The 22,375-nt window shown below is 71.3% G+C and carries 21 protein-coding genes and 1 riboswitch; of the genes, 17 read left to right on the top strand and 4 right to left on the bottom strand.

Going from position 1 to position 22,375, the window contains the following annotated elements; translation table 11 throughout:
• Positions 1 to 153 precede the first annotated feature (153 nt).
• From ACIPLC_RS06500 to ACIPLC_RS06515, 4 genes are all read left to right on the top strand, one after another.
• Positions 154 to 3,909 (top strand): multifunctional oxoglutarate decarboxylase/oxoglutarate dehydrogenase thiamine pyrophosphate-binding subunit/dihydrolipoyllysine-residue succinyltransferase subunit, encoded by a 3,756-nt coding sequence (locus tag ACIPLC_RS06500; protein WP_400471647.1) that lies wholly within the window; start codon positions 154 to 156, stop codon positions 3,907 to 3,909.
• Between the two features lie 164 nt (positions 3,910 to 4,073).
• Positions 4,074 to 4,253, top strand: coding sequence for a DUF6104 family protein (locus tag ACIPLC_RS06505; RefSeq protein ID WP_400471649.1), 180 nt, complete (start codon positions 4,074 to 4,076; stop codon positions 4,251 to 4,253).
• A 189-nt stretch (positions 4,254 to 4,442) separates the two neighbouring features.
• Entirely contained in the window at positions 4,443 to 5,351 is a 909-nt protein-coding gene (locus ACIPLC_RS06510) for a DUF4097 family beta strand repeat-containing protein (protein WP_400471651.1), read from the top strand.
• A gap of 1 nt (position 5,352) precedes the next feature.
• Positions 5,353 to 6,384, top strand: coding sequence for a PadR family transcriptional regulator (locus ACIPLC_RS06515; protein ID WP_400471652.1), 1,032 nt, complete (start codon positions 5,353 to 5,355; stop codon positions 6,382 to 6,384).
• Positions 6,385 to 6,480: 96 nt separating this feature from the next.
• Here ACIPLC_RS06515 and ACIPLC_RS06520 read toward each other — a convergent pair whose 3' ends face one another.
• Both ACIPLC_RS06520 and ACIPLC_RS06525 read right to left on the bottom strand, forming a co-directional pair.
• Positions 6,481 to 7,443, bottom strand: coding sequence for a zinc-binding dehydrogenase (locus tag ACIPLC_RS06520; RefSeq protein WP_400471654.1), 963 nt, complete (start codon positions 7,441 to 7,443; stop codon positions 6,481 to 6,483).
• A 133-nt stretch (positions 7,444 to 7,576) separates the two neighbouring features.
• Positions 7,577 to 8,770 carry an NADP-dependent malic enzyme gene (locus ACIPLC_RS06525; RefSeq protein ID WP_400471656.1) on the bottom strand — a complete coding sequence of 398 codons (1,194 nt, stop codon included), beginning with the start codon at positions 8,768 to 8,770 and terminating at the stop codon, positions 7,577 to 7,579.
• A gap of 973 nt (positions 8,771 to 9,743) precedes the next feature.
• Here ACIPLC_RS06525 and ACIPLC_RS06530 point away from each other — a divergent pair.
• The 4 genes from ACIPLC_RS06530 (at position 9,744) to ACIPLC_RS06545 (ending at position 13,184) form a co-directional block, all read left to right on the top strand.
• A complete protein-coding gene (locus tag ACIPLC_RS06530; protein WP_400471658.1) occupies positions 9,744 to 10,673 on the top strand; it encodes an ABC transporter substrate-binding protein in 930 nt (309 codons plus the stop codon).
• A gap of 37 nt (positions 10,674 to 10,710) precedes the next feature.
• Positions 10,711 to 11,685, top strand: coding sequence for an amino acid ABC transporter permease (locus ACIPLC_RS06535; RefSeq protein WP_400471660.1), 975 nt, complete (start codon positions 10,711 to 10,713; stop codon positions 11,683 to 11,685).
• Positions 11,682 to 12,479 (top strand): amino acid ABC transporter ATP-binding protein, encoded by a 798-nt coding sequence (locus ACIPLC_RS06540; RefSeq protein ID WP_400471662.1) that lies wholly within the window; start codon positions 11,682 to 11,684, stop codon positions 12,477 to 12,479. The genes ACIPLC_RS06535 and ACIPLC_RS06540 overlap by 4 nt, the downstream gene beginning before the upstream one ends.
• A 114-nt stretch (positions 12,480 to 12,593) precedes the next feature.
• On the top strand, positions 12,594 to 13,184 hold the full coding sequence (locus ACIPLC_RS06545; RefSeq protein ID WP_400471664.1) for a CGNR zinc finger domain-containing protein: 591 nt from the start codon (positions 12,594 to 12,596) through the stop codon (positions 13,182 to 13,184).
• Here ACIPLC_RS06545 and sodX read toward each other — a convergent pair.
• The gene (gene sodX / locus ACIPLC_RS06550) at positions 13,181 to 13,552 is read right to left on the bottom strand and encodes a nickel-type superoxide dismutase maturation protease (protein WP_400471794.1); all 372 of its coding nucleotides are present in this window, start codon (positions 13,550 to 13,552) and stop codon (positions 13,181 to 13,183) included. The genes ACIPLC_RS06545 and sodX overlap by 4 nt on opposite strands.
• A 316-nt stretch (positions 13,553 to 13,868) precedes the next feature.
• On the opposite strand from sodX, the gene sodN reads away from it, so the two are divergent.
• The 7 genes from sodN (at position 13,869) to ACIPLC_RS06585 (ending at position 19,813) form a co-directional block, all read left to right on the top strand.
• Positions 13,869 to 14,264: a superoxide dismutase, Ni gene (gene sodN, locus ACIPLC_RS06555; protein ID WP_400471666.1), complete on the top strand. Its 396-nt coding sequence runs from the start codon at positions 13,869 to 13,871 to the stop codon at positions 14,262 to 14,264.
• Between the two features lie 87 nt (positions 14,265 to 14,351).
• A riboswitch (cobalamin riboswitch) is annotated at positions 14,352 to 14,490 on the top strand.
• A gap of 89 nt (positions 14,491 to 14,579) precedes the next feature.
• Entirely contained in the window at positions 14,580 to 15,662 is a 1,083-nt protein-coding gene (locus tag ACIPLC_RS06560; protein WP_400471668.1) for a FecCD family ABC transporter permease, read from the top strand.
• Positions 15,662 to 16,426, top strand: coding sequence for an ABC transporter ATP-binding protein (locus ACIPLC_RS06565; protein ID WP_400471670.1), 765 nt, complete (start codon positions 15,662 to 15,664; stop codon positions 16,424 to 16,426). Before ACIPLC_RS06560 ends, ACIPLC_RS06565 begins: the two co-directional genes overlap by 1 nt.
• A gap of 22 nt (positions 16,427 to 16,448) precedes the next feature.
• Complete coding sequence (locus tag ACIPLC_RS06570) at positions 16,449 to 17,444, top strand: ABC transporter substrate-binding protein (protein ID WP_400471672.1); 996 nt, start codon at positions 16,449 to 16,451, stop codon at positions 17,442 to 17,444.
• An 80-nt stretch (positions 17,445 to 17,524) separates the two neighbouring features.
• Entirely contained in the window at positions 17,525 to 18,001 is a 477-nt protein-coding gene (locus ACIPLC_RS06575; RefSeq protein ID WP_400471674.1) for a GNAT family N-acetyltransferase, read from the top strand.
• A gap of 249 nt (positions 18,002 to 18,250) precedes the next feature.
• Positions 18,251 to 18,661, top strand: a complete 411-nt coding sequence (locus ACIPLC_RS06580) for an anti-sigma regulatory factor (protein WP_350879653.1) — start codon at positions 18,251 to 18,253, stop codon at positions 18,659 to 18,661.
• A gap of 273 nt (positions 18,662 to 18,934) precedes the next feature.
• Entirely contained in the window at positions 18,935 to 19,813 is an 879-nt protein-coding gene (locus ACIPLC_RS06585; protein ID WP_400471796.1) for an RNA polymerase sigma factor SigF, read from the top strand.
• 48 nt (positions 19,814 to 19,861) lie between these two features.
• Here ACIPLC_RS06585 and ACIPLC_RS06590 read toward each other — a convergent pair whose 3' ends face one another.
• Positions 19,862 to 20,290, bottom strand: a complete 429-nt coding sequence (locus ACIPLC_RS06590; protein WP_400471676.1) for a hypothetical protein — start codon at positions 20,288 to 20,290, stop codon at positions 19,862 to 19,864.
• Between the two features lie 50 nt (positions 20,291 to 20,340).
• On the opposite strand from ACIPLC_RS06590, the gene ACIPLC_RS06595 reads away from it, so the two are divergent.
• Positions 20,341 to 21,312, top strand: coding sequence for a diacylglycerol/lipid kinase family protein (locus tag ACIPLC_RS06595; RefSeq protein WP_400471678.1), 972 nt, complete (start codon positions 20,341 to 20,343; stop codon positions 21,310 to 21,312).
• A gap of 383 nt (positions 21,313 to 21,695) precedes the next feature.
• Positions 21,696 to 21,947 carry a WhiB family transcriptional regulator gene (locus ACIPLC_RS06600; protein WP_014138019.1) on the top strand — a complete coding sequence of 84 codons (252 nt, stop codon included), beginning with the start codon at positions 21,696 to 21,698 and terminating at the stop codon, positions 21,945 to 21,947.
• Positions 21,948 to 22,375: the final 428 nt, after the last annotated feature.

Genomic DNA, 22,375 nt, shown 5'->3' on the forward strand with positions numbered 1-22,375 from the left:
TTCTAACGTACGTTTTCAGCCAAACTGCAGGTCAGGACTGTGATCTGGGCGACGCCTGGGGCCCGGGGACTGCGCGATCACTGGTCAGGGGCGTAGCCTTAATCCCCGCTGTCCAAACATCCCAAAAGGAAGCGGAAGAGGGCGGTTGCCGCCGTGTCGCCACAGTCCCCTGAAACCCCCAATAGCTCGGCTAGCTCCACTGGCTTCGGTCCCAATGAGTGGCTCGTCGATGAGATCTACCAGCAGTACCTCCAGGACCCGAACTCGGTCGACCGAGCCTGGTGGGACTTTTTCGCCGACTACAAGCCCGGTACCGAGGTGACCCCAGTGACCCAGGCCGCGACCCAGGCCGGCACCACGCCGACCCCTGCCGCTGCCCCCGCGCCCGCTGCTGCTGCTCCGGCCGCGCCCGCCCCCGCCGCACCGGCCGCCCCGGCCGCTCCGGCGCCGGCCCCCGCGCCGCTCGCCGCAGCACCCGCCGCGCCCCCGGCTCCGGCCCCGGCCCCCAAGGCGGCCGCCCCGGCCGCCGCCGCGGCCGCGACCGCCGGCCCCGAGCTGGTCCAGCTGCGCGGCCCGGCCAAGGCCGTCGCCACCAACATGGACTCCTCGCTGGAGGTGCCGACCGCGACCTCGGTCCGCGCGGTGCCCGCGAAGCTGTTGATCGACAACCGCATCGTCATCAACAACCACCTGCAGCGCGCCCGCGGCGGCAAGGTCTCCTTCACCCACCTGATCGGCTACGCCCTGGTCCAGGCCGTCAAGGCCGCCCCGGGCATGAACTACAGCTACAAGGTGGAGGACGGCAAGGCCTTCCTGGTCAAGCCCGAGCACGTCAACCTCGGCCTGGCCATCGACCTGGTCAAGCCGAACGGCGACCGCCAGCTCGTCGTCGCGGCCATCAAGAAGGCCGAGACCCTCGACTTCTTCGGCTTCTGGCAGGCCTACGAGGACATCGTCCGCCGGGCCCGCGCCAACAAGCTGACCATGGACGACTTCACCGGCGTCACGGTCTCGCTGACCAACCCCGGCGGCATCGGCACCGTGCACTCCGTGCCGCGCCTGATGCAGAACCAGGGCACCATCGTCGGCGTCGGCGCCATGGAGTACCCGGCCGAGTTCCAGGGCTCCGCCCCGGAGACCCTGTCCCGCCTGGGCGTCTCCAAGATCATGACGCTGACCTCGACCTACGACCACCGCGTCATCCAGGGCGCGGCGTCCGGCGAGTTCCTGCGCGAGATCCACCGCCTGCTGCTCGGCGAGAAGGGCTTCTACGACGAGATCTTCGAGTCGCTGCGGATCCCGTACGAGCCGGTCCGCTGGGCGACCGACGTCGCCACCACCCACGACGACGAGGTCAACAAGACCGCCCGCGTCATGGAGCTGATCCACGCGTACCGCGTGCGCGGCCACCTGATGGCCGACACGGACCCGCTGGAGTACAAGCAGCGCAAGCACCCCGACCTGGACGTCACCACCCACGGCCTCACCCTGTGGGACCTGGAGCGCGAGTTCGCGGTCGGCGGTTTCGGCGGCCAGAAGATGATGAAGCTCCGCGACATCCTCGGCCTGCTGCGCAACACCTACTGCCGCACCGTCGGCGTCGAGTACATGCACATCCAGGACCCGAAGCAGCGCAAGTGGCTGCAGGAGCGCCTGGAGAAGCCGTACTCCAAGCCGGAGCGCGAGGAGCAGCTGCGCATCCTGCGCCGGCTGAACTCGGCCGAGGCCTTCGAGACCTTCCTGCAGACCAAGTACGTCGGGCAGAAGCGCTTCTCGCTGGAGGGCGGCGAGTCGCTCATCCCGCTGCTGGACGCCACCATCGACGCCGCCGCCGAGCACCGCCTCGACGAGGCCGTCATCGGCATGGCCCACCGCGGCCGCCTGAACGTGCTGGCCAACATCGTGGGCAAGCCGTACGGCAAGATCTTCGGCGAGTTCGAGGGCAACCTCGACCCGAAGTCGATGCACGGCTCCGGCGACGTGAAGTACCACCTCGGCTCCGAGGGCACCTTCACCGGCCTGGACGGCGAGACCATCAAGGTCTCGCTCGCCGCGAACCCCTCCCACCTGGAGACGGTCGACCCGGTCGTCGAGGGCATCGCCCGCGCCAAGCAGGACATCCTGGACCAGGGCGGCACCACCTTCCCGGTGCTGCCGATCCAGATCCACGGCGACGCGGCCTTCGCCGGCCAGGGCGTCGTCGCGGAGACGCTGAACATGTCGCAGCTGCGCGGCTACCGCACCGGCGGCACGATCCACCTGGTGGTCAACAACCAGGTCGGCTTCACCGCCGCCCCGGCGTCCTCGCGCTCCTCGATGTACTGCACCGACGTGGCCCGGATGATCGAGGCCCCGATCTTCCACGTGAACGGCGACGACCCGGAGGCCGTGGTCCGCGTCGCGCGGCTCGCCTTCGAGTTCCGTCAGACGTTCCACAAGGACGTCGTGATCGACCTCATCTGCTACCGCCGCCGCGGTCACAACGAGGCCGACAACCCGTCGTTCACCCAGCCGCTGATGTACGACCTGATCGACAAGAAGCGCTCGGTGCGCAAGCTGTACACCGAGGGCCTGATCGGTCGCGGCGACATCACCATGGAAGAGGCGGAGCAGGCGCTCCAGGACTTCCAGGGCCAGCTGGAGAAGGTCTTCGCCGAGGTCCGCGACGCCGCCCAGACCCCGGCCGTGGCCACCGCCGGCAAGCCGGTCGCCGACTTCCCGGTCAACATCCAGACCGGCATCTCCCAGGAGATGGTCAAGCGGATCGCCGCCTCGCAGGTCAACCTGCCGGACTGGCTGACCGTCCACCCGCGCCTGCTGCCGCAGTTGCAGCGCCGCGCCGCCTCCGTCGAGGACAACACCATCGACTGGGCGACGGGCGAGACCCTCGCCATCGGCTCGCTGCTCATGGAGGGCCACCCGGTCCGCCTGGCCGGCCAGGACAGCCGCCGCGGCACCTTCGGCCAGCGGCACGCCGTCCTGATCGACCGCAACACCGGCGAGGACTACACCCCGCTGCAGTACCTCACCGAGGACCAGGCCCGCTACACCGTCTACGACAGCCTGCTGTCGGAGTACGCGGCGATGGGCTTCGAGTACGGCTACTCGCTGACCCGCCCGAACTCGCTGGTCATGTGGGAGGCGCAGTTCGGCGACTTCGTCAACGGCGCGCAGACCGTGGTGGACGAGTACATCGCCTCCGCCGAGCAGAAGTGGGGCCAGCACTCGGGCGTCACCCTGCTGCTGCCGCACGGCTACGAGGGCCAGGGCCCGGACCACTCGTCCGCCCGCCCGGAGCGCTTCCTCCAGCTGTGCGCGCAGAACAACATGACGGTCGCCATGCCGACCCTGCCGTCGAACTACTTCCACCTGCTGCGCTGGCAGGCGCACAACCCGCACCACAAGCCGCTGGTCGTCTTCACCCCGAAGTCGATGCTGCGTCTCAAGGCCGCGGCGAGTGCGACCGAGGAGTTCCTGTCCGGCTCCTTCCGCCCGGTCATCGGCGACAACACCGTCGACCCGGCGCAGGTGCGCAAGGTCGTCATCACCGCCGGCAAGTTCTACTACGACCTGGCGGCGGCCCGCACCGAGCGCGGCGTCACCGACACCGCGATCGTCCGGGTCGAGCGGCTCTACCCGCTGCCGGTGGCCGAGCTCCAGGAGGAGCTCGCCCGCTACGGCGACGACGTCCAGTTCGTCTGGGCGCAGGAGGAGCCGGCCAACCAGGGCGCCTGGCCGTTCATCGCGATGAACCTGGTCGACCACCTCCAGGTCGTCATCGGCCGCAGCGCCAACGACGCGCGGCTGCGCCGCGTCGCCCGTGGGGCGGCCTCGTCCCCGGCGGTCGGCTCGGCCAAGCGGCACGCCGCCGAGCAGCAGGCGCTGATCGAAGAGGTCTACTCGCTCTGAGGCCCTGACGCCCCGCGTCGCTGGAGCACCGACGCCCGCGGCCCCGCCCTCCCACCCGGGAGGGCCGGGGCCGCGGGCGTTCCCGGTGGTACCGGGCCGAACGGGCCGGCCGACCGGCCCCGACTATCCTGACCAGGTCAACCCCCATCCGACCGGAGCGAACCGTGTACTTCACCGACCGAGGCATCGAGGAGCTGGCGAACCGGCGCGGCGACGAGGAGGTCACCTTCGACTGGCTGGCCGAGCGCCTGCGCGAGTTCGTCGACCTCAACCCGGACTTCGAGATCCCCGTCGAGCGGCTGGCCACCTGGCTGGCGCGGCTCGACGACGAGGACGACGAGTGACCCGGTGAGCGGCCCGCGAGAGGCCCGGGAGGCAACCGCCTCCCGGGCCTCTCGCGTACCCGTAGGGGACGGCTCCGGGGCGGCTCAGGGGCGGAATCCGGGCCGGCACGCTTGACTTGCGCGTCACGCGATATATCGTCTTTGGAAGGGAACGCGATACATCGCGATCGACAACGGGAGGCGGCAGAGATGAGCCAGTGGACGGTCGAGGGGCCCGAGAGGATCACCATCGACGAGGCGGTCCGGACGCTGCACGTGCGGATCATCGAGGGCACGGTGAACGTGGTGGCGGCCGAGGGCCCGGCCCGCCTGGAGGTCACCGAACTCCAGGGCGAGCCGCTGCACGTGACCCTGGTGGACGGCGTCCTGACGGTCACCTACAAGGACATCAACAGCTGGGGCGAGTTCGGCGACCGACTCAAGTCGGTCGACGCGGTCAAGGGCTTCTTCAGCTCCTTCAAGCGCAAGCGGGTCGCCGACGTCACCCTGACCGTCCCGGCCGACGCCGAGGTCAAGGTCGGCACCGTCTCGGCCGACGCCACCGTCTCCGGGATCACCGGGCACGTCTCGGTGCAGAGCGCCAGCGGCGACGCCACCCTGGTCGGCCTGACCGGCCGCACCGAGGCCAACACCGTCACCGGCGACGTCGACGCCCAGTCGGTGGCCGGCCAGCTCAAGGTCAACACCGTCTCCGGCCAGCTCACCGTGGTCGCCGGCACCGCCGACCGGGTCCAGGCCAACGCCGTCACCGGCGCGGTCACCCTGGACCTCGACGTCTCCAGCCCGGCCGACGTCAAGGTCACCACCGTCAGCGGCCCGGTCGTCATCCGGATCCCCTCGCTGGCCGACGCCAAGGTCGAGGCCGGCTCCACCAGCGGCGACATCTCCAGCACCTTCGACGGGCTCAAGCTGAGCGGCAGTTGGGGCGCCAAGCGCCTGTCCGGCCAGCTCGGCGACGGCCGGGGCAGCCTCGCCGTGACCACCGTCTCCGGCGGCGTCACCGTGCTGCGCCGCCCCGACCCCGAGGACGAGGCGCCGGTGGTCGTCAAGGAGCTCCCGGCCGGACTCGGCAAGCCCGACCTCACCAAGGAGGCCTGAGATGACGCCCGTGTTCGGCCACGGCCGGCTCCGGCTCTACCTGCTGAAGCTGCTCGACGAGGCCCCGCGGCACGGCTACGAGGTGATCCGCCTGCTGGAGGAGCGTTTCCAGGGCCTGTACGCGCCCTCCGCCGGGACGGTCTACCCCCGGCTCGCCAAGCTGGAGCAGGAGGGCCTGGTCTCCCACAGCACCGAGGGCGGCCGCAAGGTCTACCGGCTGACCGACGCCGGGCGCGCCGAACTGGAAGCCCGCCAGGGCGAGTTGGACGACCTGGAAGTGGAGATCCACGACTCCGTGGCGCAGTTGGCCGGGGCGATCCGCGAGGACGTCCGGGACAGCGCCAAGGACCTGCGCGAGGAGCTGTGGCAGGCCGCCCGGCAGGCCCCCCGGCCGGACCGCGCCGAGGGCGGGGACCCGTGGTCCGGCCCGTGGGGTGACAACGAGGCCTGGCAGCGCGCCAAGGAGGAGTTCGCCCAGTTCAAGCGGCAGGCCAAGGACCAGGCCAAGCGTGCCCGGGAGCAGGAGAAGGCCGCCAAGGCCAAGGCGAAGGCCGCCGAGGAGGAGGCCCGCCGGCTGCGCGAGCAGGCCAAGGCCTCGCGGACGGCCGCGCAGCAGGAGGCGCTGCGGATCAAACGCCGGGTCGAGCAGCAGGTGCGCGAGCACGCCGCGAAGGGCGACTGGCCGACCGGCCTGGCCGAGGGTCTGTCCGAGCTGACCAAGGGCCTGTCCGGGCTGGCCGACGCGGCCCGCTGGGGCCAGCCGGCCGACGAGCCGGCCGAGGAGGTCACCGTCACCCGGATCGACCTGGACAAGGACGGGCCAGCCGCCCCGACCGCCCCGGCCGACCTGCCGCCGTGGGCACGGACCGACCCGGCCGGCGACCCGGCCCGCGAACTGGAGCGACTGCTCGACCGCTTCCGCGACCAGGTGCGCGACGCGGCCCGGGACGGCGGCGTGAGCGCCGACAAGCTGGCCGAGGCCCGCTCGGTGCTGGGCGCGGCCGGCGAGCGGCTGAAGCGCCTGCTCGGCTGACCAGCAGGCCATCGGACCACCACCGGCCCGGCACACTCCACGGAGCGTGCCGGGCCGGTCCGCGTCACGGCGTCACGGCGTCACGGCGTCACGGCGTCACGGCGTCAGCACGATCTTGCCGAAGACGTCGCCCTTGGCGAGCCGCGCGAAGCCGTCCCGGGCCTCGGCCAGCGGCAGCACCGAGTCGATCACCGGCCGGACGCCGGTGGTCGCGCACAGCGAGAGCAGCCCGGCCAGCTCCTCCTTGGTCCCCATGGTCGAGCCAACCACCTTGAGCTCCAGGAAGAAGATCCGGTTCAGCTCGGTGGCGCTCGGGTTGGAGCCGGAGGTGGCACCGGAGATGACGACGGTGCCGCCCGGGCGCAGCGCCTTCACCGAGTGCGACCAGGTGGCGGCGCCGACCGTCTCCATCACCGCGTCCACCCGGGCGGGCAGCCGGGCGCCGCTCTCGAAGGCGGCGTCGGCGCCGAGTTCGACCGCCCGGCGGCGCTTGGCCTCGTCCCGGCCGGTGACCCAGACCCGCAGCCCGGCGGCCTTGCCGAGGACGATCAGCGCGGTCGCCACGCCGCCGCCCGCGCCCTGCACCAGGACGGTGTCACCGGGCCTGACCCCGGCGTTGGTGAACAGCATCCGGTAGGCCGTCAGCCAGGCCGTGGGCAGGCAGGCGGCCTGTTCGAAGCTGAGCTCGGCGGGCTTGGGCAGCAGGTTCCAGGTGGGCACGGCCACCTGCTGGGCGAAGGTGCCCTGGTAGCGCTCGGTCAGGATGGACCGGGGCTCGTCCGGGCCCACCCCGTGGCCGGTCTGGCCGATCACCGAGTGGAGGACGACCTCGTTGCCGTGCTCGTCGACGCCGGCGGCGTCGCAGCCGAGGATCATCGGCAGTCTTCCGGCGGGCAGGCCGACCCCGCGCAGCGACCACAGGTCGTGGTGGTTGAGGCTGGCGGCCCTGACCGTGACCACGCTCCACCCGGGGCGGGCCTGCGGTTCGGGGAGTTCACCCAACTCCAGCCCGCTGAGCGGGTCGTCGGCGTCGATACGTGCGGCGTAGGCAGCAAACATGCTGCGGACGATAGCCGTGCCGGCCGGGGCCGGGAACCACGCGTGGGTGTGACGCGTGTCCCGGCCCCGGCCGTGTCGGCGGCGGCTCCCCGGCCGGACAGGACCTGGCCGTCGGGCGGGGGCGCCCGGATCGTCAGATCCGGGCCACGCCCTCGGCCCGGGCGGCCTCGGCGACGGCCTTGGTGACCGCCGGGGCGACCCGCTCGTCGAACGGCGAGGGGATGACCTTCTGCGGCGTCAGCTCGTCGGCGACGACACCGGCCAGCGCCTTGGCGGCGGCCAGCTTCATGCCCTCGGTGATCCGGCTGGCCCGCACCTGCAGCGCGCCGGCGAAGATGCCGGGGAAGGCCAGCACGTTGTTGATCTGGTTCGGGAAGTCGCTGCGCCCGGTGGCGACGACCGCCGCGTACTTGTGCGCGACCTCGGGGTGGATCTCCGGGTTGGGGTTGGCCATCGCGAAGATGAACGCGCCCTCGGCCATGGTCGCGACGACCTCCTCCGGCACGGTGCCGCCGGAGACGCCGATGAACACGTCGGCACCGACCAGCGCGTCGGCCAGCGAGCCCTTGCGGCCGGTGCGGTTGGTCAGTTCGGCGATCTCGGCCTTGACGTCGGTGAGGTCGCCGCGGCCGTCGTACACCACGCCCTTGCGGTCGCAGACCGCGACGTCGCCGATGCCCGCCGCCACCAGCATCTTGGCGATGGCGATGCCGGCCGCGCCGGCGCCGGAGATGACGGCCCGCAGCGAGCCGATCTCGCGGCCCGTCACCTCGGCCGCGTTCCACAGGGCGGCGGTGGTGACGATCGCGGTGCCGTGCTGGTCGTCGTGGAAGACCGGGATGTCCAGGGCCTCCTGGAGCCGGCGCTCGATCTCGAAGCAGCGGGGGGCGGAGATGTCCTCCAGGTTGACGCCGCCGAAGGAGGGCGCCAGCCGCACCACGGTCTCGACGATCTCGTCGACCTCGGTGCAGGCGAGCGCGATCGGCACCGCGTCCACGCCGCCGAACTGCTTGAACAGGATGGCCTTGCCCTCCATCACGGGCAGGGAGGCCTCCGGGCCGATGTCGCCGAGGCCCAGCACGGCGGTGCCGTCGGTGACCACGGCGACGGTGTTGGACTTCCAGGTGTAGTCGTTGACCAGCTCCGGCTGCTCGGCGATGGCCGTGCAGACGCGGGCGACACCGGGCGTGTAGGCGAGGGACAGGTCGTCCGCGTCGCGCACCGGGACGGTCGCCCGGATCTCCATCTTGCCGCCGCGGTGGAGCGCGAAGACGGCGTCGACCGGATCGACGGTGTCCTGGGTGCTGCTGATGATCTCCGCTGCCACGATGACCTCTTCGTCATTGATCTGGCGAGGGTGCGCGACCGACGGACAGGACGACCCGTCCGGAAACCGGAAACCGGGTACGCCGAAGCGGACCCGGGGGGCTGGGTCGGGGCGCTGCCGTCGGGCGGCGCCCTCGGATGAGGGTTTTATGGGTCTTGTTGGTCCGCGTTGTGCTTCCGGGCCGAGCGTAGGTCGGACCAAGGCATCGCACCTATGCCTTTTCGTCCTCGTCACGTGCAGTTCATCGCCGAGCTGTCGCGTCACTGGGGCCCGGCGTCGGAAGCGCCGGGCTCCGGCGGCGGCAACGGTGATGGCGGCACGCGCACCCGCAGGAGTGAACGCAGACGCGAAGGGGAGTCGGCGTCCCGGATACGGAGCCACGTGATGACTTCCGTTCCCGGACACCCCGAGCCTGTCAGGACTCGTCGGTCTGGTTCGAGCGTTCGGGGGTCACCCGGTACCGAATTCTGACACACCCGCCGCCGGGCCCGGCAGGGCGGGACGGCAGGGCGGGACGGCAGGGCGGGACGGCAGGGCGGGACGGCAGGGTCGCGCGTCCGCCGTGGCGGCGGGCCTCCGGGCACCGACCGGAGGGATCTGCATACTTATGCACGGAGTGACAGGAACACGGAATAAGTCCGAATAGCGGACAGCCTGAGCCCTCGTTATCCGATTTTGATCTGGATGAGGGCCATCTGACCGTCCTCAGATGGCAGGATTCCCCCCATCTCGGATCGAGCCGGCCACTGGTCGAGGCGGTTCGCTCAACGTCCACCTCGGCGGAGGGTGGCGGACGCAGTACCCCGTAGCAACCTGGGCGGCCCGTCCGCACAGGCACCGCACCACCCGGCCCCGCACGTACGGCGACGTACGGCGAAATGCACCCGTACAGCGCCGTACGGCCCCGCTGCCCCGGTGTGCCGCCCCCGCGGCGCGCTCCGCCCGCCCTCTCCCTCAGGAGGAGATCCCCCTCATGACCGCCCGTACCCAGCGCACCCGGCTTCTCGCCGCCGGCGCGGTTGCCGCCTCCGTCACCCTCGTCCTGACCGGCTGTAGCAGCAGCAAGAGCGACAGTGGCAGCGGCGCGCCCAACGCCTCCGCGACCGTCAACGAGGTCAAGGCCGACGACAAGCTCGCCGCCCTCGTCCCCGCCGACGTCAAGTCCTCCGGCAAGCTCGTGGTCGGCGCGGACGCCTCGTACGCGCCGGACGAGTTCAAGGACGACAGCGGCAAGGTCATCGGCATGGACGTGGACCTGGCCAACGCCATCGCGGCCAAGCTCGGGCTGAAGGCCGACGTCCAGGACTCCGGCTTCACCGCGATCATCCCCGGCATCCAGTCGAACAAGTTCCAGCTCGGCATGTCGTCCTTCACGGACAACAAGGAGCGCGAGCAGGTCGTCGACATGGTCACCTACTTCAACTCCGGCAGCGCCATCGCGGTCAAGAAGGGCAACCCGGACAAGGTCGACCCCAACGACCTGTGCGGCAAGAAGGTCGCCGTCCAGACCGGCACCACCCAGGCCGACGAGATCAAGGACACCCGCAACCCGGACTGCGCCAAGAACTCGAAGCCGGGCATCCAGAACGACGGCGACAAGTTCGACCTCCAGACGGACGTCACCAACGCCGTCGTCTCCGGCCGCGACCAGGCCATGATGGCCGACTCCCAGGTCGTCGACTACGCGATCAAGCAGGCCGGCGGCCAGTTGGAGAAGCTCGGCTCCACCTACGGCGTGGCCCCCTACGGCGTCGCCGTCACCAAGGGCTCCAAGCTCACCCCCGCGATCCAGGGCGCCGTCCAGTCGCTGATCGACGACGGCACCTACAAGCAGATCCTCACCAAGTGGGGCGTCGAGTCCGGTGCCCTCGACAAGTCGACCGTCAACGGCGCCGTGAACTGACCGTCCGCCTGCTCCATCTCTCCCCCGAGGCCACACCGTGAACTCTCTGGACAAGGGGAAGGCGGAGGAGGGACGGCCTGAGACCATCAAGGCCGTCCCGGTCCGCCACCCCGGACGTTGGGCGGGCGCCGTCGTCATCGCCCTGCTCGCGGCGATGCTGCTGAGCGCCCTCTTCACCAACCCCGCTTTCAAGTGGGACATCGTCGGGCAGTACCTGTTCCACGACAGCATCGTGCACGGCATGGTCGTCACGCTGGAACTGACCGTGCTCGCCATGCTGATGGGCGTGGTCGGCGGCATCGTCCTCGCCGTGATGCGCCTGTCCCCGAACCCGCTGCTCTCCGGCACCGCCTGGATGTACATCTGGGTCTTCCGCGGCACCCCGGTGCTGGTGCAGCTGGTGTTCTGGAACTTCCTCGGCCTGATCTGGGCCAAGCTGTCGATCGGCGTCCCGTGGGGGCCGGAGTTCTGGTCGGCGAACACCAACGTCCTGATCCCGACCTTCGTCGCCGCCCTGCTGGGCCTCGGCCTCAACGAGGCCGCCTACATGGCGGAGATCGTCCGCGGCGGCATCCAGTCGGTGGACGAGGGCCAGACCGAGGCCGCCCACGCGCTCGGCATGAGCCGGTTCCAGACCATGCGGCGGATCATCCTGCCCCAGGCCATGCGGGTGATCATCCCGCCGACCGGCAACGAGACCATCTCGATGCTCAAGACCACCTCGCTGGTCAGCGTGATCTCCCTGGAGGAGATCTTCCGGGCCGGTCAGGTCATCTACTCCCGGAACTACCAGAACATCCCGCTGCTGATCGTGGTCAGCCTCTGGTACCTGTTCTTCACCTCGCTGCTGACCATCGGCCAGTACTACATCGAGCGCTACTACGCCCGCGGCTCCAACCGGACCCTCCCGCCCACCCCGCTGCAGCGACTGCGGGGCCTGTTCGCCGGGAAGCCCGCCCCGAAGACCGGCGTCGACGTCGTCCCGGGGCTCGAGGGAGGTGGTCACGTATGACCGACCTGAGCAAGACCCCGGCCGCCGCCACCGGACAGCCGATGGTCCGCGCCGAGAGCGTCCACAAGTCCTACGGCTCCGTGCACGTGCTCAAGGGCATCGACCTGGAGGTCAGGCAGGGCGAGGTGTTCTGCCTGATCGGCCCCTCCGGCTCCGGCAAGTCGACCTTCCTGCGGTGCATCAACCACCTGGAGAAGATCAACGGCGGGCGCCTCTGGGTGGACGGCGAACTGGTCGGCTACCAGCAGAAGGGCGACAAGCTCTACGAGCTCAAGGACCGCGAGGTCGCCGTCAAGCGGCGCGACATCGGCATGGTCTTCCAGCGCTTCAACCTGTTCCCGCACATGACGGCCGTCGAGAACGTCATGGAGGCCCCGGTCCAGGTCAAGGGCGAGGGCAAGGCCGCCGCCCGGGAGCGGGCGATGGTCCTGCTGGAGCGGGTCGGCCTCGCCGACAAGGCGAGGAACTACCCCTCCCAGCTCTCCGGCGGCCAGCAGCAGCGCGTCGCGATCGCCCGCGCGCTGGCCATGAAGCCCAAGCTGATGCTGTTCGACGAGCCCACCTCGGCGCTCGACCCCGAACTGGTCGGCGACGTCCTCGACGTCATGCGCGGCCTCGCCGAGGAGGGCATGACCATGGTGGTCGTCACCCACGAGATGGGCTTCGCCCGCGAGGTCGGCGACGCGCTGGTGTTCATGGACGGCGGTGTGGTGGTCGAGTCCGGCAACCCCCGCGAGGTGCTCACCGACCCCCGGCACGAGCGCACCCGCGCGTTCCTCTCCAAGGTGCTGTAGAGCCGTACCCACCGGCGCCCGGCAGGCTACTCCTGCCGGGCGCCGAACGTTTTCCCCACCCGGGTAATAGGCTGGACGCAATCAGCCCGTTACCGACCTTTTGGAAGGACCTCCGTGGAGCTCGCCTCGTACGCCGATCTCGCCGTTCGGCTGGTGAACACCGAGGAGCCCGAACGCGGCACCGACACGCTGACGTCCGTGGACGCGGTGCGCGGCCTGTTCTCCGACTCCTCGCGGGCCTCCGCCCAGGCCGACGAGTCCGACCTGCCCCGGCTGCGGGCGGTGCGGACCAGGCTGCGCGGGGTCTTCGAGGCCGCCGCCGAGGGCGACGAGATCCGGGGCGTCGACCTGCTGAACAGCCTGCTGATGGAGTACCCGGTCAGCCCGCTGGTCTCCGGGCACGACTACCTGGACGACGCCGGCCGGCCGCGCTGGCACCTGCACCTGGCCGACAACTCCCCGACCGCCACCGCCCACTTCAGCGCGGTCGCCTGCATGGGCCTGGCCGTCCACCTGACCGAGCTGGGCGCCGACCGGCTCGGCATCTGCCAGGCCGCACCCTGCCGCAACGCCTACCTGGACACCTCGACCAACCGCTCCCGCCGCTACTGCTCGGACCGCTGCGCGACCCGCGCCAACGTCGCCGCGTACCGGGCCCGCAAGCGCCAGGAGGCCGAGGCCGCGGCACTCGGCGCCACCGGCTAGGGCGCCTGGAGCTCCTCCGCCCAGACGCCCAGGCGGCGGGCCAGGCCCGGCACCCGGGCCTGGCCGGTGGTCAGCAGCAGCCGCTCCAGCCGCCGCCCCGGCGCCAGCCAGGCCGGGCGCGGGCGCAGCCGCAGCAGCACCCGGCCGAGCACCAGGTCGTCCGGCACCGGGCCGTAGCTGCGGCTGTCGCTGTCCACCGGCCGGTTGTCGGACAGCAGCCACCAGCCCCGCTGGCGCCGCTCGGCGGCCCGCTTCACCACCAGCAGGTCCTGCTGGAAGGGGTGCCGGAAGAGCACCACCGCGCCGGGCCGGATCGGCGCGCCGTAGCGCACCAGCAGTTGGTCGCCCTCGCGCAGGGTCGGGACCATCGACGGGCCCGCCACGTCGACCAGCCCGAACGGCACCGCGCCGCCGCCCCGGCCCCGCCCCCGGGGTTCCGTGCCCACCGGTTCCGTGCCCGCTGGTTCCGTGCCCGCCGGTTCCGTGCTCCGCGCCACGACTCCTCCTCCCGGACCACCCGGTCCCAGTCTGCCGTACGGACCGTCACCCCGTTCGATCCGTTCGATGTCCGGATTACCCCGGTTGCGGGTCCGTCTTTTGCCCTAGGCCCATCGCCCGATCGCGAAACCCCGGGGACGGAAGGGTAATCTCGGGCGCGGGAAGACGATCTAAGGAAGGACTCCCATGTTCTCTCGTCTGTTTGCACCGCGCGCCACCGCTCACGCCCACTGTGACCTGCCCTGCGGCGTGTACGACCCGGCGCAGGCCCGGATCGAGGCCGAGTCGGTCAAGGGCACCCAGGAGAAGTACCAGGCCAACGAGGACCCGGCATTCCGCACCCGCGCCCTGATCATCAAGGAGCAGCGTGCCGAGGCCGTCAAGCACCACATCTCGGTGCTGTGGAGCGACTACTTCAAGGCCCCGCACTTCGAGAAGTACCCGCAGCTGCACCAGCTGATCAACGACACCCTGAAGGCCGCCTCGGCCGCCAAGGCGTCCACCGACCCGGCCACCGGCCAGGCCCTGCTGGACCTGATCGCCGAGGTCGACAAGATCTTCTGGGAGACCAAGAAGGCCTGAGCCTGACAGGTCGCCACCCGACCGCCCCCGTCCGCAGCGCCGGACGGGGGCGGTCGTGCGTTCACGCCCCATCCGATCCGGTAAGGGTTGCCTAGCCTGAGTGGCTGTTATGCTGCCAGGGCGTCCGAGGGGGAAGTCCGGTGTGAATCCGGCGCTGACCCGCAACGGTGAGCGCGGCCCCAGAACCGCGCCAGCCCGATCGCCCTCGGCCGCTGAACTCCCGACAACTCGCCGTGGACTGCGAGGGGATGGCGCCCGGGCCCGTGCCCGACCGGTGCCGCCCCCGCGCACCCGCGGCCCGAGGCAAGGCGCACCGTGAGCAGCACCGCAGCCGCGGGCAGTGGCGCAACGAGCCCGCCCGCCCGTCGAATACCCGCCGTCCCGCTCGCCGTCGGCCTGGCCGCCGCCCTGGTGCTCTCCCTGCTCTGCGGCGTGGCGCTGGGCGCCTCCGGGATCGGCCTGCCCCGCGTCCTGCGGCTGCTGGCCGCCGGGCTGACGGGCGGACGGCTGGAGGCGGACGAGGCCGCCGCCTACGCGATCGTCTGGGAGATCCGGCTGCCGCGCGCCGTGCTGGCCTCCGTGGTCGGCGCCGGGCTGGCCGCCACCGGGGTCGCCGTCCAGGCCCTGGTGCGCAACGCGCTGGCCGACCCCTTCGTGCTCGGCATCTCCTCCGGCGCGGCCGTCGGCGCCAACGCCGTGCTGCTGCTCGGCGCCTTCGCCTCGCTCGGGATGTGGGCGATCTCGGCCTCCGCGTTCGGCTCCGCGCTGGTCGCCATGGTGCTGGTCTACCTCGCGGCGCGAACGGCCTACGGGCTCACCCCGCTGCGGCTGGTGCTCACCGGCACCGCGCTGTCCTACGGCTTCTCCGCCGTCACCGCGCTGATGGTCTTCGCGGCCGCCCGCGGCGAGGCCGCCCGGGACGCCATGATGTGGCTGCTCGGCAGCCTCGGCGGCGCCACCTGGGGCTCGGTGCCGATCGCCGCCGTCACCGTGCTGGCCGGCCTGGCGTACCTGGCCTGCGCCGCCGGCCGGCTGGACGCGCTCGCCATGGGCGACGAGACGGCCGCCTCGCTGGGCGTGGACCCGGACCGGCTGCGCCGCGAGCTGTTCGTGGTGACCGCCGCCGTCACCGGCACGGTGGTGGCCGTCAGCGGGGCGATCGGCTTCGTCGGGCTGATGGTGCCGCACCTGGCCCGGATGCTGGTCGGCGCCGGGCACCGCCGGGTGCTGCTGGTCGCGCCGCTCGCCGGGGCGCTGCTGCTGGTCTGGGTGGACATCGTCTCGCGCACCCTGCTGGCGCCCGCCGAACTGCCGGTCGGGGTGGTCACCGCGGTGCTCGGGGTGCCCTGTTTCCTGCTGCTGATGCGCCGTCGCGGCTATTCCTTCGGAGGCCGCTGATGGATCTCTCCCTGGACTCCGTCTCGGTCGAACTGGCCGGCGCCCGGCTGGTCCACGACGTCGCCCTGGACGCCGCCGCCGGGCAGGTGGTCGGGCTGGTCGGGCCGAACGGCAGCGGCAAGTCGACGCTGCTGCGCTGCGTCTACCGGGCGCTGCGGCCGGCTGCCGGGGCCGTCCGGCTGGACGGCGCGGACCTGCACGCGCTGACCGCGCGCGAGGCCGCCCGGCGGGTGGCCGCGCTGCCCCAGGAGCACTCCGCCGAGTTCGACTTCACGGTGGCCGAGGTGGTCGCCATGGGCCGGCTCCCGCACCGGCGCGGACTGGGCGGACCGAGCCGGGGCGACCACGCGCGCTGTACGGAGGCGCTGCGCAAGGTCGGCGCCGAGCAGCTGGCCGGGCGGGGCTTCCTGAGCCTGTCCGGCGGCGAGAAGCAGCGGGTGCTGATCGCCCGCGCGCTGGTCCAGGAACCCCGGCTGCTGGTGCTGGACGAGCCCACCAACCACCTGGACATCGCCCACCAGTTGGACGTGCTGGCGCTGGTCCGGGAGGCCGGCCCGACGGTGCTCACCGCACTGCACGACCTCAACCTGGCGGCCGGCCACTGCGACCTGCTGTACGTGCTGCGGGCCGGCCGGATCGTCGCCTCGGGGCCGCCCGCCGAGGTGCTCCGACCCGCCCTGCTGGCCGAGGTGTTCGGTGTCCGGGCCACCCCGGTCCGGCATCCGGTGACCGGCGCCGTCCAACTGCTCTTCGACCGGATCTGACCCACCCCCCGAAGGAACCCCCGTGCGCACCAAGGCCGCTGCCATCACCGCCCTGCTCACCCTCGGGCTCACCGCCTGCGGCGCCGAGATCGCCCCGAGCGGCGACGCGACCGCCGCCTCCGCCCACTACCCGGTGACCGTGGAGAACTGCGGCGGCAAGCTCACCTTCCCGCAGAAGCCCGCCCGGACGGTGACCAACGACGTCGGCATCACCGAGCTGATGCTCGCCCTCGGCCTGACCGACCGGATGGCCGGCTACGTGATGCCCGACGACAAGGGCCGGGTCGACCAGGTCGCCTGGAAGGACGGCTACCAGCAGGCCAAGTGGCTCTCCAAGAAGGAGATCACCAAGGAGATCGTGCTGGACGCCAGGGCCGACCTGGTCTTCGCCGGCTGGCACTACGGCTTCGACGAGGGCCGCGGCTTCACCCCGCAGGCGCTCAAGGACCTCGGCATCCCCTCGTACGTGCTCAGCGAGTCCTGCCGCAGCGGCAAGGGCACCGAGCGCGGCGTGATGTCCCCGCTGGACGCGCTCTACACCGACCTGGCCAACCTCGGCGAGATCTTCGACGTCCGCGACCGGGCCGACAAGCTGATCGCCGACTTCAAGGCGCAGGTCGCCGCCGCCCCGCAGCCCGAGCGCTGGCCGTCCGTCTTCCTGTACGACAGCGGGCAGGACAAGCCGTACACCGTCGGGAAGTTCGCCGCAGCCGACGAGATCATCACCAAGGCCGGCGGGACCAACGTGATGGGCGACCTCGCGGACACCTGGGTCACCGCCGGCTGGGAGAGCGTGGTCCAGCGCGACCCCGAGGTGATCGTGATCAACAACTACGGCGAGACCGGCGCCGACGCCAAGCGAGCCTTCCTGAAGTCCTTCCCGCCCCTGGCCGGCGTCTCTGCGGTCAAGAACGACCGGATCTTCGTCCTGGACTACGTCGATCTGGTGGAGAGCCCGCGCAACCCGGCCGCGATCACCGCGCTGGCCGACTACCTGCGCACCGTCCCCGCCCGCTGACCGAGTCCGCCCGCGCACCGGCCCGGCCCGGCCACCGATCGGGCCTGGGCCGGGGCCGGCCCGCGCAGTAGGCTCGCAGCATGATCCGCACCGCCGTCGTGACCGACGTTCCCGTCATCCTCGCCCTGATCCGCGAGCTCGCGGAGTACGAGAAGGCCCCGCACGAGGCCGTGGCCACCGAGGAACAGCTGCGCGACACCCTGTTCGGCGCCGATCCGGCGGTGTTCGCCCTGATCGCCGAGGACGACGCCACCGGCGAGCCGGTCGGCTTCGCGGTCTGGTTCCTCAACTTCTCGACCTGGCGCGGCACCCACGGGATCTACCTGGAGGACCTGTACGTCCGCCCGCAGGCCCGCGGCGGCGGCCACGGCAAGGCGCTGCTGCTGGAACTGGCGCGGATCGCCGTCGAGCGCGGCTACGCGCGGATGGAGTGGTCGGTGCTCGACTGGAACGCGCCCTCGATCAACTTCTACAAGTCCCTCGGCGCGGTGCCGATGGACGGCTGGAGCGTCTACCGGCTCGCCGGCGAGGCGCTCGCCGCCGCCGGCGGCCGCTGAACGGACCGCCCGAACCCCTGCCACCCTGCGTCGCGATGACTTACCATGAGTGACTCCCGAGCCCTGGCCGGCGTGCGGAAAGCGGTAAGGTCTCAGGCGGATACGCGGCGTCCGGTCGCCGTGCGAAGGGTATGACCGGTACGTACCGCACCACCCCTCTGGACAGTTGGGGCGAAGCAGTTGAGCCAAGCAACAGACAGTGCCGCGGCCACCGGCCCGGAAGCACAGCGCGTCACCCAGGAGGTGAGGGTGTCCCAGATCGACGGCGAGCCCGGAGTGCAGGACTTCGTGGAGGTCCGGCTGCCCGCGGCAGGGGCCTACCTCTCGGTCCTGCGAACAGCGACGGCCGGCCTGGCGGCACGGCTCGACTTCACCCTCGACGAGATCGAGGACCTGCGGATCGCGGTCGACGAGGCCTGCGCCATCCTGCTCCAGCAGGCGGTGCCCGGCTCCGTCCTGACCTGCGAGTTCCGGCTGGTCGGCGACTCGCTGAAGGTGACCGTCGCCGCCCCCACCACCGACGGGAAGGCACCCGAACGGGACACCTTCGCCTGGACGGTGCTCTCCGCCCTGGCCGGCGAGGTCGACTCCTCGGTCGGCGAGGACAAGACCGTGTCGATCAGCCTGCACAAGAAGCGCGGCGGCCCCGTCGCCCACTGACCGGGGCGTCGAACCAGCACCGCACATGGGCCGTCCGCCCGGTCCCCCATCCCGGGGCCGGGCGGACGGCGCCCGGTACCGCCCCACGCGGTACGACCAACGAGACGATGCCGGGGCCCGAGGGCCCCGGTGCTCCCGGAACGGAACGGGGGAATGGCCGTGAGTGATCTGGACCGTACCGGCCTCGCGACGGCGGGACCTGCCGTACCGACCCAGGCGAGCGTTCCTGGCCTCGCCGCCAACGACGATGCGCACCCGAAGGACGCCCACCGGATGAGCCACCCGACCGAGCCGACGTCTGATCCGTCGCCCGCATCCCCGCCCCCGTCCGAACCGGCGGACGGGGCCGGGGACCTGCGCGGCGCGGTGCCCACCCAGGCCCCGCACCGCTCGGGCGCGCCGGACCGGGAGGCGGCCCGCGCGCTGTTCGTCCGGCTGTCCGCGCTGCCCGAGGGCTCCCCGGAGCGCGTCGAGCTGCGCAACCAGCTGGTGCGGATGCACATCCCGCTGGTCGAGCACCTGGCCCGGCGGTTCCGCAACCGGGGCGAGCCGCTGGACGACCTGACCCAGGTCGCCACCATCGGCCTGATCAAGTCGGTGGACCGCTTCGACCACGAGCGCGGGGTCGAGTTCTCCACCTACGCCACGCCGACCATCGTCGGCGAGATCAAACGGCACTTCCGCGACAAGGGCTGGGCGGTCCGGGTGCCGCGCCGCCTCCAGGAGCTGCGGCTGTCGCTCACCACGGCGACCAGCGAGCTCTCCCAGCGGCACGGGCGCTCCCCCACGGTGCACGAGCTCGCCGAGCACCTGGGGATCTCCGAGGAGGACGTCCTGGAGGGCCTGGAGTCCGCCAACGCGTACTCCACGCTGTCCCTGGACGTGCCGGACAGCGACGACGAGTCGCCGGCCGTCGCGGACACCCTCGGCGCCACCGACGAGGCGCTGGAGGGCGTCGAGTACCGCGAGTCGCTCAAGCCGCTGCTGGCCCAACTGCCGCCCCGGGAGCAGAAGATCCTGGTGCTGCGGTTCTTCCGGAACATGACCCAGTCGCAGATCGCCGCCGAGGTGGGGATCTCCCAGATGCACGTGTCCCGACTGCTGGCCCGGACCTTGGCCCAGCTGCGGGAGAAGCTCCTGGTGGAGGAGTAGGACCGACGGCCGCCCAGCCGGCGGCCGCCCCCCGACGGCCCTGTGCGCTCAGCCCTCGTGCGACGCGTACAGGGCCGCCGTCGACTTCGGGTTCAGCAGTGCGCCGATGCCGACCAGCCCGAGCAGGCCGACCAGCACGCCGACGCCGATCATCGCGCCGCCGCTCTGCAGCATGTAGTACCCGATCGGCAGGCAGATCGAGTTGGTGAGCACGGCCGGGCTGCGGCCCCAGCGGCGCTCCCTGAGCAGCGCGCGGGCGGCCAGGATCGGCAGCACGCCGAGCAGCACGATGACCACGCCGCCGAACTCGTTGAGGGCGAGCTGCTTGGACTGGCCGGACAGTGCGGACACCATGTCCCAGGCGCCGACGACGGCCAGCGCGGCGCCCTCCAGGGCGGTGATGGCGGCGCCCACGGTCAGCGGCACGGGGCGGGCCGGGCCCGCCGTGGGTACGGGTGCGGAGGATTCTGCGGTCACTCCAGCAGGGTAGCCGCCGGTTGGTCCGTACCGACCCGTAGGCTTTCCCCATGCGCGCTCTCCTGGTCGTGAACCACAAGGCCACCACCACCAGTGGCCGGACCAGGGACGTACTGATCCACGCGCTGCGCAGCGACCTCAAGCTGGAGGTGGCCGAGACGCAGTACCGGGGCCACGCCCGCGACCTGGCCCGCGAGGCCTCGGAGGACGGCACGGTCGACCTGGTGGTGGCGCTCGGCGGTGACGGCACCGTGAACGAGGTGGTGAACGGGCTGCTGGCGCACGGCCCGGGCGAGAAGGTCCCGCGACTGGCCGTGGTGCCGGGCGGTTCGACCAACGTGTTCGCCCGCGCACTGGGCCTGCCCAACGACCCGGTGGAGGCCACCGGCGCCCTGCTGCACGCGCTGGAGCACGGGAACGAGCGGCCGGTCGGCCTGGGCAAGGCGATGACCGACGGGCTGCCGGACCGCTGGTTCACCTTCACCGCCGGCCTGGGCTTCGACGCCGGGGTGGTCGGCCGGGTCGAGGAGCAGCGCCGGTTGGGGCGCAAGTCCACCCACGCGCTCTACGTGGCGCAGGCGCTGCGGCACTACGTCACCCAGCGTGAGCAGCGCCGTTCCGGCCCGGTGGCCCTGGAACTACCGGGCCACCAGGGCGTTCCGGGCCTGGCCCTGGCCATAGTCAGCAACACCTCGCCGTGGACGTTCCTCGGCAACCGCCCGGTGTACCCCTCACCGCTCGCCTCCTTCGACACCGATCTCGACGTCTTCGGGATCACCCGGATGACGGCGTTCGGCACGGCTCGAACGATCCGTCAGATCCTGCGGTCGTACGCGTCTTCGAGCGACGGCGCCCCGCCGACCGGCCCGTCCGGCAAGCACGTCGTCTCCTATCACGACGTCAGACACTTCACCTTGGTTTCAGAGGAACCCGCCCCGTTCCAGGTTGACGGGGACCACCTTGGAGACAGGAGTCGCGTCAGTTTCACAGGCGTACGGCGGGCACTGCGTGTGATTGTGTGACCGGAAGGGGGTTTCACCCTTCTTCTCGAACGCACAAGCCCCCTTCACTCCATAGAAGTACTGGCTGTGAGCTAGGCGACACCGAAGAATCAAAAATTCCTCCCTGAAGGGGGTTGTATCCGGGCCCGAGGTTTGCGAACCTCTACATGGCGATCGGGACGCATCGCAGCGACGGCAACCTCAGAACCTGGCGGGTGTCGACCGCGAAGCGTCCCTCGAATCGCCGAATCCCTCCCCAGCACAGACCACCCGGGCCCCGGCGGGCCTTTGGTCTCTTTTGCTGTTGCGGGATTCGTGAAAGCGTTCACATTCACAAGCCACATTCACAAGCCATCGATTATGCCGATCGGGTGACCCCCGCCGGCAGGAGGAGTTGGACGACCATGGACTGGCGCCACCGCGCTGTCTGCCGCGAAGAGGACCCGGAGCTGTTCTTCCCGATCGGGAACACCGGTCCTGCTCTGCTGCAGATCGAGGAAGCCAAGGCCGTGTGCCGCCGCTGTCCGGTCATGGAGCAGTGCCTGCAGTGGGCTCTTGAGACCGGCCAGGACGCCGGCGTCTGGGGCGGTATGAGCGAGGACGAGCGTCGCGCGATGAAGCGCCGCGCCGCCCGCAACCGCGCCCGCACCGCCTGATCACGCGCCGTAACACCAGTAGTAACCGCAACACCGATCAACACATGATCAAAGGCTTCCCTGCACCTCCTGGTGAAGCCTTCCGCACAAAGGGCCTTGCCTGGCGAGGTCCCGCGACACCGAACCGTCCAGCCACTTGATACTGTTCACTTAGAGCAATATCGTGGAGCTGAGGCGCTCACCGTGTGCAACGCACGGGCGAGGTGTCGCACCACCCAGAGCCCCCGCTCCGGCCGACTCCCCCCGACGGCCGGAACGGGTTGAGAGGCCCTGTCGACCCACCCCCCCCGGTCGACAGGGCCTCGTTTCTGTTTCCGCGCCCCGGCGCGCGGAGTGGGCACCCGGCGCTTTTGCCGAGTGCACGCCCCCGCCGCGCGCTTCGATGCACCAGTCCGCGGCTCGGCGGACGCGGAGCAGCGGACCGGGAT

The organism is Kitasatospora sp. NPDC086801, from assembly GCF_044745805.1.
Classification (GTDB): domain Bacteria; phylum Actinomycetota; class Actinomycetes; order Streptomycetales; family Streptomycetaceae; genus Kitasatospora.